We start from the raw sequence: 18,093 nt of genomic DNA on the forward strand, positions 1-18,093 counted from the left end.
TCTTATTCATTATAAGAACCCTAATTATAAGTAAACATGGCTTTTAAGAAAGATACAAAAATAAAAAATAATTTCACGAAGATTACCATTAGTCTTGCTTCTCCTGAAGAGATTTTGGAAAATTCGTTTGGTGAGGTTACAAAGCCTGAGACCATTAACTATCGTACATATAAACCAGAACGTGACGGTTTATTCTGCGAACGCATCTTCGGTCCTACAAAAGATTACGAGTGTGCTTGCGGTAAATATAAACGTATTCGTTACAAAGGTATCGTGTGCGACCGATGCGGTGTCGAGGTAACAGAAAAGAAAGTGCGTCGTGAACGTTCAGGACACATCGACCTAGTTGTGCCTGTTGCTCACATTTGGTATTTCCGTTCGTTACCTAACAAGATGGGTTATTTGTTGGGAATGCCAACAAAGAAGCTCGATGCTGTAATTTATTACGAGCGTTATGTTGTTATTCAACCAGGTGTATTTGCTGGTAGAACAAATAGCGAAGGAGAGGAAGTGAACGGTTCACACAAGATGGACTTGTTGACCGAAGATGAATATTTGAACATCATCGATACACAGATCGATCCTAATAACGCTCTACTCGACGATAAAGACCCAAACAAGTTTATTGCAAAGATGGGTGCAGAAGCAATCTATGATCTTCTTGCTCGTCTTGATCTCGATTCACTTTCTTATGAATTACGTGATCGTGCAAACAACGACTCAAGTCAACAACGTAAGGCAGATGCGCTAAAACGTCTTCAAGTAGTTGAAGCATTCCGTGGAAGTGCAAACATCAACCGCCCAGAGTGGATGATTCTAAAGATCATTCCAATCATTCCACCAGAGCTTCGTCCATTGGTTCCACTAGATGGTGGACGCTTTGCGACATCAGACTTGAACGACCTTTATCGCCGTGTTATCATACGTAACAATCGTTTGAAGAGACTTATCGAGATCAAAGCTCCTGAAGTTATTCTTCGTAATGAAAAGCGTATGTTGCAAGAAGCTGTTGATAGCTTGTTCGATAACTCACGCAAGAGCTCAGCAGTTCGTAGCGAAAGCAACCGCCCATTGAAGTCTTTATCAGACTCACTAAAAGGAAAACAAGGACGTTTCCGTCAAAACCTTTTGGGTAAGCGTGTTGACTATTCTGCACGTTCTGTAATTGTTGTCGGTCCAGAACTACAAATGGGAGAGTGCGGTTTGCCAAAACTTATGGCTGCCGAGCTATACAAACCATTTATTATTCGTAAGTTGATCGAGCGTGGAATCGTTAAGACCGTTAAGAGTGCGAAGAAGATTGTAGACCGCAGAGAGCCAGTTATCTGGGATATTCTCGAGAACGTTATGAAGGGACACCCTGTTCTTCTTAACCGTGCTCCTACACTTCACCGTCTTGGTATACAAGCATTCCAGCCAAAACTTATCGAAGGTAAAGCTATTCAGTTGCACCCATTGGCATGTACAGCGTTCAATGCTGACTTCGATGGAGACCAAATGGCGGTTCACCTTCCATTGAGTAATGAAGCAATTCTTGAAACACAAGTGTTGATGCTTCAAAGCCATAACATTCTAAACCCAGCCAACGGAGCACCTATCACCGTTCCTTCTCAGGACATGGTACTTGGTCTTTACTATATCACAAAGATCCGTCCAGGTGCTAAGGGACAAGGTTTAACATTCTATGGACCTGAAGAAGCAATCATCGCTCACAACGAAGGTAAGTGCGACTTGCACGCTCCTATCAAGGTAATTGTAAACGACTTAGTTGATGGTCGCTTACAAAAACGCATGGTAGAGACTTCTGTTGGACGTGTAATTGTTAACGGAATTATTCCTGAAGAAGTAGGTTATTTCAACGATATTATTTCTAAGAAGACTCTACGTGATATCATCTCTGATGTTATCAAGGCAGTAGGTATGGCACGTGCAAGCGAGTTCCTTGATGGAATTAAGAACTTAGGTTATCGCATGGCTTATGTTGCTGGACTTTCATTTAACCTTGATGATATCATCATTCCTGTAGAAAAAGAAGGTATTGTTGAGAAAGGTCACGAAGAAGTACGTCAAATTACCGAGAACTATAACATGGGTTTCATCACCGATACCGAACGTTATAATCAGGTAATTGATACTTGGACTCACGTAAACAACCAACTTGCAAGCATCTTGATGAAAGAGATGACCGAAGCAGACCAAGGCTTTAACGCTGTTTATATGATGCTTGACTCTGGAGCCCGTGGTTCTAAAGATCAGATTAAGCAGCTTTCTGGTATGCGTGGTTTGATGGCTAAGCCTCAAAAGGCAGGTGCAGAAGGACAACAAATTATCGAGAACCCAATTCTTTCTAACTTCAAGGAAGGTATGAGTGTGCTTGAGTACTTTATCTCATCTCACGGTGCTCGTAAAGGTTTGGCGGATACTGCGATGAAGACTGCCGATGCTGGTTACTTAACAAGACGTTTGGTTGACGTTTCACATGACGTGATTATCAACGAAGAAGACTGTGGAACACTACGTGGATTGGTATGTACCGCACTAAAGAATGGCGACGAAGTTATCTCTACTCTTTATGAAAGAATTCTCGGACGTGTGTCTGTTCACGATATCATTCACCCAACAACAGGTGCTCTCATCGTTGCTGCTGGTGACGAAATCACTGAAGATAAAGCTCAAATCATTGAAGCATCTCCAATCGAAAGCGTTGAAATACGTTCAGTACTAACTTGCGAAAGCAAGCACGGAGTATGTATGAAGTGTTACGGACGTAACCTTGCTACAAGCCGAATGGTACAAAAGGGAGAAGCAGTTGGTGTCATTGCAGCGCAAGCTATTGGTGAGCCAGGTACACAGTTGACACTTCGTACCTTCCACGCCGGTGGTGTTGCTGGTAACGCAGCCGCTAATGCTTCAATCGTTGCGAAGAATGATTCACGCCTCGAGTTCGACGAACTACGTACCGTTCCTTATGTAGAAACAGATGGAGACAAAGAAGTAAACTGCCAAATGGTAGTGAGCCGTCTTGCTGAAGTACGTTTCGTTGACGTCAATACAAATATTGTTCTTTCTACAATGAACGTGCCTTATGGTTCTTCACTCTACTTTAAACATGGTGATAAAGTGAGCAAGGGCGATCTTGTTGCTAAGTGGGACCCATTCAACGCCGTAATCGTTTCAGAATACGCAGGTAAGGTTCGCTTCAACGATGTTGTAGAAGGTAAGACCTATCACGCTGAAACCGACGAAACAACAGGTTTGACAGAGAAGATTATTACCGATTCGAAAGATAAGACAATGATCCCAACCTGTGATATCCTTGATGCTAAGGGACACGTAATAGGAACCTATAACTTCCCAGTAGGTGGACACGTTGTTATCGAAGATGGCGCAATGATTAAGACAGGTCAACGTCTTGTGAAGATCCCACGTGCTCTTGGTGGAGCTGGTGACATCACTGGTGGTCTTCCACGTGTAACCGAGTTGTTCGAAGCTCGTAACCCATCTAACCCCGCAGTTGTATCTGAAATCGATGGAGAGGTAACCATGGGTAAGGTAAAACGTGGTAATCGTGAAATCATTGTAACATCTAAAACAGGCGAACAGCGCAAGTACTTGGTAAGCTTGTCTAAGCAAATCTTGGTTCAAGAACACGATGCTGTACGTGCAGGAACACCACTTTCAGACGGTGTTATCACTCCTGGTGACATCCTTGCTATTAAGGGTCCTACTGCCGTTCAAGAATATATCGTAAATGAAGTACAAGACGTTTACCGCCTACAAGGTGTGAAGATTAACGATAAGCACTTCGAAATCATCGTTCGTCAGATGATGCGTAAAGTTCAAATCAACGATCCAGGTGACACTACATTCCTTGAACAAGAAATGGTAGATAAACTTGATTTCGCTGCAGAAAACGATCGTATCTGGGGTAAGAAGGTTGTTGTTGACGCTGGAGACTCAGAAACTCTACGTCCAGGACAAATCATCTCTGTTCGTCGTTTACGTGATGAGAACTCTAATCTCAAACGTCGTGACCTTCGTTTGGTTCAAGTTCGTGATGCAGTTGCTGCAACATCAACTCAGATCCTACAAGGTATCACCCGTGCTGCATTGCAAACTAAGAGCTTCATGAGCTCTGCTTCGTTCCAAGAAACAACTAAGGTACTTAATGAAGCTGCAATTCGTGGTAAGGTAGACTACCTAGAAGGTATGAAAGAAAACGTAATTTGCGGTCACTTAATACCTGCAGGTACAGGTCTTCGCAAGTGGGATAAGATCATCGTTGGTTCGAAAGAAGTGTACGATAGAATGCAAGCTAATAAGAAAAACGTGCTCGATTTCGCTGAAAAAGAAGTAGCAGAAAACGAACAATAACGTTCTTCTATCATTCATAAGAAGAGGAAATAGACTTAGGTTTATTTCCTCTTTTTTTATTTCCTGAGGTCTCTTAGCAGGGACATCTCGTCTTTTTTGTACCTTTTTGTTGTTGTTTTTCTTCCAATTCTTCCGAAGCACTCAATAAAAGCCTCTGAGGTTCTTTCTCATTTGTTGATGGTAAATCCCCACTCGCTATATAAAAGTGTCTTAAAAGCACTCCTTTTGCCTTATAATAGCATTGAGTTTGCAGTATAATAGCATTGATATTACAATGCAAAGTCAATCCTTTTTAAATGCAGCATAAGGAAAAATAGGTTTTGAATGTTTATTAAGAACGAAATAAATTTAGATCATCTTGCAGAGCTTAACGTTTTGATGAAAACGTAATTGCTTGTTTATCAGATGTTTATTTTTAACTAATGTCAATGTGTGAAAAATTATACAGAGATACACTCTGTGAATGTTATTTTTTATTTCTTTTCATGAGGTTGTTGGTCTAAAGGTTGCTTATGTCATTTTTATTTTGTAACTTTATATCGATATCTAATTTATAATATAATTAAAAACACAATTGAAACTATGTCAAAATTAGGAAGTATTTTATTAGGAGTAGTGGCTGGAACAGCTGCAGGTGTAGGAGTTGTTTTACTTTTGGACAAAGAAAAAAACTTATGTAAGAAGAATTCTATAAGCGATAAGGTTGATGATTTGAAAGATCAATTTGACAGCTTTACTAGAAATTTGCGTGATAAAACAATGGAGTTAAAAGGAACTTTAGAAGAAAAGGTAGATCATCTCTTTTCTGATTCAGATAGTAAACCTGAAGACCTCATTAAGCTGTTAGAAAAGAAATTAGCTTCTTTGAAAGAAAAGGCAAAGAAATAATTTAGTAAACCCCTAATTTATAAACCTTAAATTTATATCAACTATGAAAAAAATCACTTTAGTAACTTTAGTTTGTTTATTCATTGTAACTTTCTTTTCTATTTCTTGTAGTAAGAAAGATGACCCAGCAGACAATGACATTTTTGTTGGAAAATACAAAGGTAGTATCACTTATTTAAGTGGTAAAGAAAAGAAGAGTATAGATAATGGCTCAGTAACTGTTGTTAAAGCAGGAGGAAGTTATTATTTTAGATTTTCAGATGGAATACCAGATCTAAAAGGAGTTAGCTTCAAAAAAGAAGGAGATCACACTTTGGTGAATATTGATTGGAAAGAAGGTGTAAAAATAATTAGAATAAATGCTTCTTCATTAAATATTCTCTACACTAAAGAAGGAAAGATATGGACTGCTAATGCTAAGAGGTAGTTTTAAAATATTGTAAGAAAAAGCCCCGAAATATAGAATATTTTGGGGCTTTTTCTTTATTAAATGGAGTAGTTAAAATGAATAGCAGGTGTTAAAATGCCTGCTATTTATTATTTAATCCTTCTTTTTGAATATCAAATTTATCAAGAATAAAATAACGATTGCGCCAATAGCTCCTGTTATAATAGAGCCTATCCAGCCTTCTCCAAGTGAGATGTTAAATACCTTTTCAAGGAGCCAAGAACCGACACCACTTCCAAGAATACCAACAATGATATTCCCAAGAAGGCCTAATCCGCTACCTTTATAAATCTTTCCTCCTAGCCATCCTGCGATAGCTCCGATGATAAGTGTTGCAAAAATACCCATATTTTTTTGATGTTAGATTATATTGCAAATGTAAGAATTATAATCTAAAAAAGCAAATAAAAACTATCATTTCCGTTAGTTAGAGGCTTTATGTTGTACTTCTTGCTGAAGTTTTGTCGAAAAAATAAGACGCAAACATCGTGATTTAAAATCTAAATGATACTTTTAGGTTTCGATTTTATATGTAGAAAAGGTTTACTAAGGGTGAAATATATTCTTTTTTACTTTTATTTCCTTCTATTTTGCTATACAAATAACTATTAAAAGAACCTTTAAAATGATACATTTTAGAGCGATTTCACCATAGATAAAGAAAAACATTTACCTTTACATCAGTAAAACAAATACACAAAGGAGTTGAAACGAGTTGATAACAACGATCCCTGTCACGCTGTTCATTGCTCTTTAAAGAGAATAAAGTGATGAGAAGGGGAGCAATAAACTCGTTTAATACATCTTAAGTAGCGGAGGAAAAGAATGAAAAAATTACCGTTTTGGTGTGTGCTCGCATCGTTTTTATGTGCTTTAGTCTTGAGTTCTTGTAGTAAAGACGAGGATGAGCCTCAAGTGGTTCCATCGATAGAGAACATAAAGGGGATGTGGGCACTAAACACATATAGGATTGTTTTTGGTCCAAGTGAGAACAATCGTCCTGATTATATACGAACATTTACGCCAGAAAAGGAGAACCGTCAGCGTTGGGAATTTACCGAAAAAGGGGCGTATTATCATTGGTATGAAGACTTAGAGCCGTATGATATCGTGAAAAAGAATGGTATTTGGGCTGTGCCCAGCAATGGAAATGGCTACTATCGCTTGAATGGTGACACCATAAGAGTGATTTGTAAGTATTACTTATCGAATGGACAACCTACAAGTAATAATAATAAATACAAGATATTGAAGCTCACCGACACTTCTATGGAGTTGTTTTCGCTGAATAAATACAAAGATTCAGATCGCAAATTTTATTATTCTCTGACACGAGTAAAAGAGTAAATTAATTCCAAAATAAAAGATAGCATCTACTTAATAATAAGTTGATGCTATCTTTTTTCTTTTAATATGCACTTTGGGTGAGCTGTTATCTCACTCAGTTCAGATGTTTTTATTGCTTATTGGTAATTTTATTCCACCATTCTTTCAATACGCAACAACCGCCAGTAGACCACAACGCCCACGCAATGAGCACGGGTTGAAAGAACAAACGAATGAATCGTGCAGTGTCAGTATTGAGCCCAAACGAATCGATATGATAGAAATACTGGTTTAAATTGCCTGGGAATATCAACACAAAGAATATCGCAAGAAGCGCACCCACTGTGGCTTTCTTCTTAAATAAGAATATCATCGACAAGCCAAGAAGTATCTCTACCACGCCCGAAGCAAGTACTACAAAGTCGGTAAAGCCTTCACTAAAACGCAACCACATAGGCACTTGTGCCACAAACTCGGTGCGGTTGAAGGTTAAATGACTCACTCCCGCATAGGTCATAAATGCTCCTAAAAGCAAACGAAGGCATAATTTTATCCATTTCATATTGTTATTGTTGTATATTGGTTTCTCTTTTCTTTTGTAACGAACAAGGGTGTGCGCTTGAATAAGTGGCAGATCATCTTAAAAACGCTCTGAAACAATAGCGGTGTTCCCCACCTTTTTATCTCTAATCTCGTTATCCTCACTTCGCATAAAATGCTATCCTATGGTGCAAAGGTAATGAATGAAACTCAGAAACAAGGCGAATTGCCAATATGAAATCATTCTCCTGTCTTCTCGTTCTCTACGCAGAAGGTTTCAATTCTTTGTTAGGTTGGTGTCGATTTTGTTTGATATATATAGATTTTAAACTATATTTAACCTCTATTTGTTTTTTTTTGTTTTGTAAAAAGGGTTATTTTTGCAAAAAAGTTTACACATTATTTATAGCTTGTGTTTTATCTTTTGTATTTCTCATAGTGTAAAGATGGTGCCGTGTATTCAATTCTATTTCTTAGAATATTGGGTTTAAAAGGAGGTGAAGTCTTGTGTGAGAGTATTGAATTTAAGGCTAAGTATAAAGAAAAAATAAAGAATACAGATACTAATTACTGTAAAAGTGGCTTGTATTTGCTATCGAAATTTGTACAAATTAAATTAACTTAAATATATAAATAAATGATTTCTTGTATGAAGAAAATTTATGCATTGTTTTTATTCTTTTTCCTTCCTTTGTGCATGTTCGCAGGTACTGTAGTAAAAGGTATTACTTATAGCTACTATTACGGGGGTAAAGCTTGTGTTGAAAGTGCCGATAAAGATATTACTACTGCTGAAATCCTTACCCATGTAACGATAGATGGTAGTACTTGTGAGGTGGTTAAGATTAGGTTTGGGGCTTTTTATAATTGTACAAAGCTTGAAAAAGTCATTATTCCTAACAGTATAACAGAAATTGGTGACCACTCTTTTAGTAATTGTACGAGCCTTAAAAATATAACAATTCCTAATAGTGTCAAGACTATTGAGAAGGAAGCTTTTAGATTTAGTATTTATAACCATAGAACAACCAAAACTAATCAGAAATATCCGAGTGTAAATCTTTAATTACCAGCATATTCTAAAATTTAACACTTTTCGGTTGCCATTTGTCGCTTCCCAAATTTCCACATATTTTTGAGACGTATTTCTGACGTGGAGAATTTGCGGGGCTTGTTTTTTGTCACACCGTGCAGACAGTTGACAAGGGTTTACAACCGTTTACGACAAGCGACAATAACCGCCCCGATATGCGGAAACAGTCACACTGTGTAGAAAAGCGACAATGGTTGACTTCCGTTCACATCCGTTTACCATTTCAGAGATATAGGATTGAAGAAATGAACCATTAAACGATAAAACGGTATGAAAGCAACCAGAAAATGCAGTTTTTGCGGCAAGTCCTTTGTAACCCGAAGCGGTATGCAAAGATATTGCAGTGAGGCTTGTCAGGCAGAAGCCAAACGAGCCAGAGTGATGCAGAAGAACAACCTCTTCAAAGTCGCCCAACCCTTGATGGAGATACAGCATCAGGAGTATCTCACCTTTTCCAAAGCAGCCATCCTCATGGGCTGTTCCCGACAGTACATTTACAAACTTGTAGCCATCGGCAAGCTGAAAGCCTCACGCATCAGCAACCGCATGGCATTCATCCGCAGAGCCGACATCGAGCAGATGTTGGAGGGCAATCCCTATCACCGCATCCTGCCCGGCAACACCTCCACACCAAGGAAATCATCTTCATCTTCCTTACCTGCCAAAAGAGAAAAAAGGGAAAAGGAAAGCGAAGAAGTGTTGGACTTCTATTCGGGCGAGGAGGTGATGTCCCTTTTTAAGGTAAAGCAGTCATGGCTTTACACTTCCGCCAAGCGTAACCATATCCCCATCTGCCGTATCGCAGGAAAGAACTATTACAGCAAGAAGCATATTGACGAGTTTTTCGGTGTGGCAGTTGATATTAGCGAAATTACCGACTGGCTACTGACCGAGGAGGTGGAGGAACTGTTCGGCATGAAGCCGACCGCACTCCGTGCCTACACCTATCGCCATAAGATACCCACTAAAAGAGAGTACGGGCGTACCTATTACTCCAAATCACATTTGAACGAACTCCGCAGAACTGACCTTGTGAACGATGAACGCTACTATACCGTTGAGCAGGTGCAGCAAATCTATGGTCTTTCGTCAGCCAACATCTGCCATATCGTCAAGGTGAAGCACATCGAAAAGATAAAGGTGGGTGTGAAAAACCTGCTTTTGCGCTCAGATGTGGAGCGTGTCATGGCTGAAAGGAACAAATAACCGTGAAAAATCGGGATTATCGAAAATTATTTCAAAATGATGTATCGTGGAGGTATTCACGGATATTTCACGTTGTTCCTTTGCCATCGGAAACATGGATACAACTCCAAAATGTATACAACCAATTAAAACATAATTATTATGAGTAAATGCAAAACAGTTACCTTGCGTAAGCGCAAGATTAAGAACGGGACACAGTATTCACTATGCCTTGACTACTATCCCGGCTACCGTGACAATGTCACCATGAGAGTGATTACACGTGAAGCCTTAGGAATTTACATCTTCGCCAAACCTGCAAACCAGCAGGAACGGGACTTCAACGCACGCATGATGAAGAAAGCGGTCATCCTGCGCAACCAGCGCTACGAAGCCATTTTCAATGAAAACAACGGCTTTTTTGACAAGACCAAGATGAAGGGCGATTTCCTTGCCTATTTCAAAGGACTGGCTGACCGCAAGAATATCAAGTGGCAGCACGTATACAAGCATTTCCAGCGGTTCGTGAACGGCAAATGCACCTTTGAGGAGGTGGATGTGGATTTGTGCCGCAAGTTCATGGAATACCTGCTTGATGCACCCCAATCCATCCACACCAACCAAAAGCTGCACATCAACTCCGCAGCAGGCTATTGGTCAACTTTCCGTGCCGTGCTGCACACCGCCTACCGTGACAGGAAGATAAAGGAGAACCCAAACGGCTTCTTAGACCGCATCGAGTGCATTCCCACCATCAGGGAGCATTTGAGCCAAGAGGAACTGATACGGCTTGCCGAAACACCCTGTGAGGAGGAGGTCTTGAAAAAAGCTTTTCTTTTCGCCTGTCTTACGGGACTGAGAAAGAGCGACATCAGACAGCTCACGTGGCAGCAGATACAACCATACACCAACGGCAGGATGTTCGTTACCACCCGTATGCAGAAAACCAAAGAAATAGTGCATAACCCCATCAGTGATGAAGCCTATGGACTGCTGGGAGAACGGGGCGAGGGACTTATCTTTGAGGATTTCAAGGACAAGATGCTGCAAGGACCACTCCAACGGTGGCTCACGGCAGCAGGGATAACCAAGAAAATCACCTTTCACTGTACCCGCCACAGCTTCGGAAGCCTGCACGTGGAAATGGGAACGGACATGGCTGTCATCCAAGCCTATCTCGGACATAAGAACATTACCACCACACAAATCTATTCCAAGATAGCAGCGCAGCAGATGTGTCAGGTGGTGGACAAGATAACCTTGAAGCGCAAGGAGGCATAAATGTCTCACATTGACAGGTATTCAGAGGGGCGGTTATGGCTACAAGGCTATAATCGCCCCTCTATGTTTTTGGCTTGATGCCACCATTTATAAGCCCCTCAGAGTATGAAACAGAGTATGATATGATGACATTTCGTGAAATACATTGAAAAAGACCGTTCTAACCGCAAATAACGGGCAGTAATTGGGAAAAATAGCATTAACTTTGCACAAAATAATACAGGAACATTCAATCTCTCAACGAAATATGGAATCATCAATCAAGGACAAATACATCATCTTGGGCTTTGTCGGCTTCGCCATCGTCCTAATATCTTCCATTGCCACGCTGGTAATAGCGGACAGCTTCAACCAAGACAACTTTGTCAGGTGGATAGTATTCGTATGCTGTAACCTGTTGGGATGGTTGCTCTATCTCTCCTTTCAGACACTTATCTTTGATACATACGAAATCTACAAAATCAAGTTCGGCAAGAAAGAAACGATTGCCGAAGCCATAGAGGTGCAGGAAGAACTGTCACAAAATACACTTGAAGAAGCCACATCTGTGCCTGGACCTACATCAGTCCCTGAGCCTGTACCCGAATCATCCCCGACAAAAGAAGAGACACTTATCCAAACACAACCGATAGAGCTTACTATCGCCCCGGATCTTCACGAAAAGAACCGTGCCAATTACGCAAGCAGAGAGCAACGGGAAAAGGAAGAGCGCATCCGCATGGTCATGGAGTATTGCCATTATTACCTGCCTCGCATTGCCGACCAAGAAACCGTGAACCACATCTGTACTGAGGTGGACAAATGGATGAATCTTAACACTTATACCCCGAAGCCCATACAAAGACCGTTTACCAAAGACATCAACAACATTCCACTCCGTCACTTCGTATGGAATATCTCTGAGCGTTTCCTGTACAAGAGATACTACAATGGGGATAACCGTGCCAAGTTCATCAAAGCCCTTTTCCCGAAATCGTTTGCTGATACAGACTTATCAACCATCAAGAATTTCAAGGTAGAGCCGTTAAAGACGGAAATTCCCATTGATGAACCCGAAAACGGCAAACTTGATTTCCACTATCCCGAGGATTATGTGCGGAATTAGGATAATCACGACACCAACGACAACCATCCGGTAACTCATAACCGCCTGTTTTACATCGTTTCCCGAGTAATTTTACCCGTCATTTATGGCTGGGCTTAATTATTCGGGAATTATTTTGCAATGACGTGTCGTGGAGATATTCACGGATATATCATTTCAGTCCTTTGCGCCAAGTCTTACAAAAGAGACGAGTACGCGAATGGAAAAATCAATTCTTACCTTCAACGACCTCCCCGAGGTTGTCGCTCAGCTTCGAGACGAAGTGATGAGCCTGAAAAGCCTGCTCGCCGAGCAGCGCAGTGTGAACAATGCCAAAACGGTGGACACCCACGTGCCCATGTCTGTGGACGAGGCAGCAGAGTATTTAGGTATCCCTAAGGGTACGCTCTACATGAAACTGTCAGAAGGGACAATCCCTGCCACCAAGCCCGGCAAACGCTATTGCCTTTACCGTGACGAACTGGACAAGTGGCTGGAAACCGCCCGAAAGAATCCCATACCGTTGTCAGACGAGGAACTGAACAAGTCCTTATCCTCTTCCCACCGTCGCAAGCCCAACCCACGTAACTGGTGAATGATATGGAAGAGGATAAGAACTATATCAACCTGATACGTGGCGACCTCACAAAAGCATCCCAAGCGCATAACGGTATGCCCGACAGTGTAGGCATGATGAATATCAAGACGGCAAACCAAACCATTCTTGAAGCATCGTTATTGCCTACGCCCCGTGCGCTGTGGGACAGCTTTTGGTACGAGGGGGAACTCTCCTGCTTGTTTGCCGATTCCAACGTGGGCAAGTCCATCCTTGCCGTGCAGATAGCCGACCGCATCGCCCGAACCGACAATGTGCTGTATCTGGACTTTGAACTGTCCGAAAAGCAGTTCCAGCTCCGCTATACCAACGAGCATGGAGAGCTCTACACCTTTCCCGACAAAATCTATCGGGTGTCTATTGACTGCAACCAGCTTTTGGATGCCAACTTTGAGGAAGCTATCATAGGCGGCATTGAACAGATGGCTGTGCAGACCGACTGCAAGATTTTCATCATTGACAATCTTACCTACCTGTGTTGCGCCATGGAGAAAGGCGATGCCGCAGGACGGCTGATGATTCAGCTGAACAATCTCAAAAAGAGATATGCGCTCTCTATCCTTGTCCTGGCACATACGCCCAAACGCTCTTTGGATTGTCCCATCACATCCAACGACCTTGCCGGAAGCAAACGGCTCTACAATTTCTTTGACAGCGTGTTCACCATTGGAAAAAGTGCCCAAGACGGAGGGCTTCGCTATGTGAAGCAGCTTAAAGTGCGCTATGGCACGTTCTCTCATGATGCGGATAATGTAATCGTTTACGAGATTGACAAGGTGGATGCTTTCTTGCAGTTCGTGTTCAGGGGCTATTCCACGGAAAAGGAACACTTGAAAAAATTGGGCGACAATGAATCAAGCCAAAGGGATTGCCAAATTCTGCAACTCTCCCAATCGGGCAAGTCCGTCAGGGAGATAGCCTCACAGGTGAATTGTGGCAAGTCCACCGTAAACCGTATCATCCAGCGCAGCAAAGAGAGTAAAAACGCAGGTGTCCCAAGTGTCCCACTGTCCCAACCCTTAGAGTGTGGGACAATGGGACAGGATGGGACAGCCGACAATCAACCATCAAAAACGGACTAAGCTATGGGCAATTATTCATTACAGAAGTATAAAGGAACGGCAACACGGCATACCTGCCCCAAATGCGGAGACAGGCATTCTTTCGTCTATTACGTGGACGAAAATAATGTGCCGTTGCATCCATCGGTCGGCAGATGTAACCACGAAAGCGGTTGTGGGTATCACTACACTCCGAAAGAGTATTTTCAAGAGCATCCTGAACACAGAACTACCAATGATTTCTCTTTTGACAGGCAAAGAGCAGAGCAGAAGAAAGTGAAGCAGCAAAGTAAGCCGACAGCCATCGGCTATATTCCCCCTCACTATGTGGAGAAGTCGCAAAGCGAGCGTAGCAATTTCTTCCGTTTCCTCTTCACACTCCTTACTTCCTACTATGGCGACAAGGCGAAAGAGGTGTTGAAGCGGTTGTTGGAGGAATACCGTTTGGGGGCTACCCGTGACGGCTCTGTTATCTTTTGGCAGATAGACAGGACGGGCAAGGTACGCACGGGAAAGGTGATGCAGTACAATCCCGAAGACGGACACCGTATCAAGGGAGGACAGACATCGGCAGTGAACTGGATACACAGCATATTGAAAAAGCAGCGTGTGTTGGCAGAGGATTGGCAACTATCCCAATGCCTTTTCGGGGAACACTTGTTGAAAACGCATCCCGACAAGGTGGTGGTCTTGGTGGAATCCGAGAAGAGTGCCGTTATCGGTTCTGCTATCTTCCCCGATTATGTATGGCTGGCTACGGGTGGTAAGAGTCAGATGAGAGAAGAGAAACTCCGTGTACTGTCAGGGCGAACCGTGCTTCTCTTTCCCGATGCCGATGCTTATGCCGAGTGGAAACAGCGAGCCGAGAGCATGTACTTTTGTAAGGTGGTGGTTTCGGACATCATCGAAAGGAATGCCACCCCGAAACAAAAAGAAGCCCATATCGACATAGCCGATTGGATTATCTTTCAGATACGGGAGGGCAAGGTGATGAGTACAGCCAACCACTTGGTCGAGGCTGAGAGAATCCTCCAGCGGATGATAGAGAAGAATCCCGTCCTGCAAAAACTGATAGACGATTTAGACCTTGTGCTGGTCGGTGCATCTCCAATCGGCAACGATGATGAAAAACCTCCCTGACGGAGGAGAGCGGAAGCCGTAGGCTGGAGTTTGCAGACAATGGCTTGCCATTGATATAGCCCACTATAACTACACGCTCCGCTTACGTAGTTGTGGGCTCTCCCGAGGGGATTAGGGTTTTACCCTAATGACCCACTCAGGGCGTTTCTCCCCTGAGAACCCAGAGCAAAGAGTGACCCTCTCTTTGCAATCTCCGCTTATGGGTTGCACCCCTAAGAACCCCATGCGTTTACGGACAGCGGAAAAGCAAACAATAAAGTACAAACCCAAAAAACAAGTATCTATGGCAACAAAATCAAGCATACATATCAAGCCCTGCAATATCGCATCGAGTGAGGCTCACAACAGGAGGACTGCCGAATACATGCGCCACATCGGAGAGTCCAGAACCTATGTGGTTCCAGAACTCTCCACCGATAATGAGCAGTGGATAAATCCCGACTTCGGCAGTCCGGATTTGCGGATGCATTATGACAATATCAGACAGATGGTAAAGGAAAAGACCGGACGTGCCATGCAGGAAAAGGAGCGTGAACGCAAAGGCAAGAACGGTAAAATAGTCAAGATTGCGGGATGCTCCCCCATACGTGAAGGAGTGCTGCTTGTCAGGTCGGACACCACACTGGCAGACGTGCGTAAATTCGGTGAGGAGTGTCAAAGACGCTGGGGAATCACACCGCTGCAAATCTTCCTGCACAAGGATGAAGGGCATTGGCTGAACGGTCAGCCGGAAGCGGAAGACAGGGAAAGCTTCAAAGTCGGGGACAGATGGTTCAAGCCGAACTATCATGCCCATATCGTTTTCGACTGGATGAACCACGAAACAGGAAAGAGCCGAAAGCTCAATGACGATGACATGATGCAGATGCAGACCCTTGCATCCGACATCCTGCTGATGGAACGCGGGCAGTCAAAGGCTGTCACTGGTAAGGAGCATCTGGAACGGAACGACTTTATCATTGAGAAGCAGAAAGCTGAACTGCAACGCATGGATGCAGCCAAACGGCACAAAGAAGAACAGATAAATCTTGCCGAGCAGGAACTGAAACAGGTGAAATCAGAAATACGCACTGACAAGTTAAAGAAGACAGCCACCACGGCAGCGACAGCCATAACTAGTGGAGTTGCTTCTCTTTTCGGGAGTGGAAAACTGAAAGAACTGGAACGTGCCAACGAAAAACTGCAAGACGAGGTTTCAAAACGGAACACCAATATTGAAAAATTGCAGAGCCAAGTACAGCAGATGCAGAAACAGCATGATACGCAAATCCACAATCTCAGAGAAATGCACAGGCAGGAACTTGACATGAAAGAAAAAGAACTGTCACGGCTCGCCAGAATCATAGACAAGGCTTTCAGGTGGTTTCCGATGTTCAGGGAAATGCTGCGCATGGAAAAGTTTTGTGCCATGCTGGGATTCTCTAAAGAAATGACTGAAAGTCTTATAGTCAAAAAAGAAGCCCTGAAATGTAGCGGTAAAATCTATTCCGAGCAACACAGGCGGAACTTTGATATAAAGGATGATATTTTAAGGGTGGAAAATGACCCTGACGATGAAAGCAGGCTGAACCTGACAATAAACAGGAAGCCGATTGCCGACTGGTTCAGGGAGCAATGGCACAGGCTTAGATATGGAGCAAGAGTGCCGCAACAGGAAGAAAGAAAAAGTAGAGGATTCAAATTATAATAGAAGCAATTTGATTAGTAATCTAAAAGCACTCCGATAACGATTAGAGTGCTTTTAGATTGTTTATCATTAATTATCAAAGCAAGTGCAGTTTAAGATTTTACTGAAGTTTGCATTAATAAAGAATATACTACAGCTGATATATGCGCAACATATTGTGACGCTTGTGATTCATTTCCCTTGAAATCCTTAACAAATACCGCTAAGGTATAACTGATATTATTAGGCAGACATATATAGGCAACATCATTGTGAGCTGCAAGAACACCATTTTCATTAACATCACCTGAACCTGTCTTATGCGCTATAACAACCCCTTCTTTATCAAGAAGTGGAGCTGCTATCCTATCTACACCTGTTTTGCATTCTTTTAACGTATTCTTAATGAAACTTTGTTTCTCATCATCGATAAGACCTTCAGTAAACAAACGATTCATCAACATTGCAGCACCAAGAGGAGATGTATAGTTAGAGTAAGCCTTGTTATGGTCAGCCGACATTTCCTCTTCCGTATAAGCTATCTGAAAACTTGAACGAGGAATGAGTGTGGCTATAAAACTATCTGTTTGAGCGACATTAACCATATCCTTAAACATAAGGTTGCTTGCATTGTTGTCACTCTGAGTAAGAGTATAACGCAGCAAATCTCTCACTGTCAATGATATGACTGGCCCTGAATAATCTTTCAGCATAGGACTCCAAGTCTTTGGGTCAAGTTTATCCCTATTTATATTTACTAAGGTATCAAGTGAAATTCCTTTATTGTCAAAGTCATTACAAAGAGCTAATGCCTGATGAACCTTAAACACACTCATCATAGGATAAACACTCTTATTATTGACCTTAACCGTATCTCTGTTATTAACAATAACCGCCACACCAATTTCGCCAGGACAAGCTGAGACAATTTGAGAAATGCTATCAGTCAAAACATTTGTTAAAGGAGGATTTGCGCTATCTTTTGTCGCTGATTTATGGAACAATGAAAATACCAAGATGAAAATGCAAACTAAAGCTATACTCAAAACTACGATTTGTTTTTTTCTGTTTTTTTCCATGTTTATATTATTTATATTTGTTTGACGAGAATATCTTTATTTGCCGACAAAGGTACATAACTAAAGTTTCCCACCCAAATAAATAGATAGAAAAATAACAGTTTGTCGAATTTTCTTTGTAAATTAGTAATCGCTAAAGAACTGATTTTAAAGACAAGACAACAAAACTGTTATGGAAGCAAAAATAGAGAAAATAAGTGAGTTATCCAAACTTTTGAGTGTTAAAACCCGAATGAGTGATGATTTATTTCATCTTTTTGGCAAGTTTGGCATCGGTCACCTATTATCTCGCCTTTCATTGGAGAAACAGGA

15 protein-coding genes are annotated in these 18,093 nt (G+C 41.9%); 12 read left to right on the forward strand and 3 right to left on the reverse strand.

Features of this window, described 5'->3' with window-relative positions; translation table 11 throughout:
- Positions 1–36 precede the first annotated feature (36 nt).
- From rpoC to A3GM_RS0110705, 3 genes are all read left to right on the forward strand, one after another.
- A complete protein-coding gene (gene rpoC, locus A3GM_RS0110695) occupies positions 37–4,374 on the forward strand; it encodes a DNA-directed RNA polymerase subunit beta' (protein ID WP_018363352.1) in 4,338 nt (1,445 codons plus the stop codon).
- A gap of 582 nt (positions 4,375–4,956) precedes the next feature.
- The gene (locus A3GM_RS0110700) at positions 4,957–5,262 is read left to right on the forward strand and encodes a YtxH domain-containing protein (protein ID WP_018363353.1); all 306 of its coding nucleotides are present in this window, start codon (positions 4,957–4,959) and stop codon (positions 5,260–5,262) included.
- 43 nt (positions 5,263–5,305) lie between these two features.
- Complete coding sequence (locus A3GM_RS0110705) at positions 5,306–5,689, forward strand: hypothetical protein (RefSeq protein WP_018363354.1); 384 nt, start codon at positions 5,306–5,308, stop codon at positions 5,687–5,689.
- 114 nt (positions 5,690–5,803) lie between these two features.
- Here A3GM_RS0110705 and A3GM_RS0110710 read toward each other — a convergent pair whose 3' ends face one another.
- The gene (locus tag A3GM_RS0110710) at positions 5,804–6,058 is read right to left on the reverse strand and encodes a GlsB/YeaQ/YmgE family stress response membrane protein (RefSeq protein WP_018363355.1); all 255 of its coding nucleotides are present in this window, start codon (positions 6,056–6,058) and stop codon (positions 5,804–5,806) included.
- A gap of 477 nt (positions 6,059–6,535) precedes the next feature.
- Here A3GM_RS0110710 and A3GM_RS0110715 point away from each other — a divergent pair, with 477 nt between their 5' ends.
- Positions 6,536–7,057, forward strand: coding sequence for a hypothetical protein (locus A3GM_RS0110715; protein ID WP_018363356.1), 522 nt, complete (start codon positions 6,536–6,538; stop codon positions 7,055–7,057).
- Positions 7,058–7,166: 109 nt separating this feature from the next.
- Here A3GM_RS0110715 and A3GM_RS0110720 read toward each other — a convergent pair whose 3' ends face one another.
- Positions 7,167–7,598, reverse strand: a complete 432-nt coding sequence (locus A3GM_RS0110720) for a DoxX family protein (RefSeq protein WP_018363357.1) — start codon at positions 7,596–7,598, stop codon at positions 7,167–7,169.
- 627 nt (positions 7,599–8,225) lie between these two features.
- On the opposite strand from A3GM_RS0110720, the gene A3GM_RS0110725 reads away from it, so the two are divergent.
- The 8 genes from A3GM_RS0110725 to A3GM_RS0110760 all read left to right on the forward strand — a co-directional run bounded on the left by A3GM_RS0110725 (position 8,226) and on the right by A3GM_RS0110760 (position 16,723).
- Complete coding sequence (locus tag A3GM_RS0110725) at positions 8,226–8,642, forward strand: leucine-rich repeat domain-containing protein (protein WP_018363358.1); 417 nt, start codon at positions 8,226–8,228, stop codon at positions 8,640–8,642.
- 297 nt (positions 8,643–8,939) lie between these two features.
- Complete coding sequence (tnpA, locus tag A3GM_RS0110730; RefSeq protein ID WP_004292844.1) at positions 8,940–9,875, forward strand: transposon Tn4555 protein TnpA; 936 nt, start codon at positions 8,940–8,942, stop codon at positions 9,873–9,875.
- A 141-nt stretch (positions 9,876–10,016) separates the two neighbouring features.
- The gene (locus A3GM_RS0110735) at positions 10,017–11,135 is read left to right on the forward strand and encodes a tyrosine-type recombinase/integrase (protein WP_004338318.1); all 1,119 of its coding nucleotides are present in this window, start codon (positions 10,017–10,019) and stop codon (positions 11,133–11,135) included.
- 247 nt (positions 11,136–11,382) lie between these two features.
- Positions 11,383–12,240, forward strand: a complete 858-nt coding sequence (gene tnpC, locus A3GM_RS0110740; protein WP_004339687.1) for a transposon Tn4555 protein TnpC — start codon at positions 11,383–11,385, stop codon at positions 12,238–12,240.
- Between the two features lie 199 nt (positions 12,241–12,439).
- Positions 12,440–12,814: an excisionase family DNA-binding protein gene (locus A3GM_RS0110745; protein WP_004338328.1), complete on the forward strand. Its 375-nt coding sequence runs from the start codon at positions 12,440–12,442 to the stop codon at positions 12,812–12,814.
- 5 nt (positions 12,815–12,819) lie between these two features.
- Entirely contained in the window at positions 12,820–13,917 is a 1,098-nt protein-coding gene (locus A3GM_RS0110750) for an AAA family ATPase (protein ID WP_004338330.1), read from the forward strand.
- 3 nt (positions 13,918–13,920) lie between these two features.
- Positions 13,921–15,036: a DUF6371 domain-containing protein gene (locus tag A3GM_RS0110755; protein ID WP_004292742.1), complete on the forward strand. Its 1,116-nt coding sequence runs from the start codon at positions 13,921–13,923 to the stop codon at positions 15,034–15,036.
- Between the two features lie 283 nt (positions 15,037–15,319).
- Complete coding sequence (locus tag A3GM_RS0110760; RefSeq protein WP_004339684.1) at positions 15,320–16,723, forward strand: hypothetical protein; 1,404 nt, start codon at positions 15,320–15,322, stop codon at positions 16,721–16,723.
- Between the two features lie 92 nt (positions 16,724–16,815).
- On the opposite strand, the gene A3GM_RS0110765 is transcribed toward A3GM_RS0110760, so the two are convergent.
- A complete protein-coding gene (locus A3GM_RS0110765) occupies positions 16,816–17,781 on the reverse strand; it encodes an extended-spectrum class A beta-lactamase CfxA3 (protein ID WP_004348227.1) in 966 nt (321 codons plus the stop codon).
- Positions 17,782–18,093 lie beyond the last annotated feature (312 nt).

Origin of the sequence: Hoylesella nanceiensis DSM 19126 = JCM 15639 (assembly GCF_000379965.1) — a bacterium.
In the GTDB taxonomy this organism is placed as follows: Bacteria; Bacteroidota; Bacteroidia; order Bacteroidales; family Bacteroidaceae; genus Prevotella; species Prevotella nanceiensis.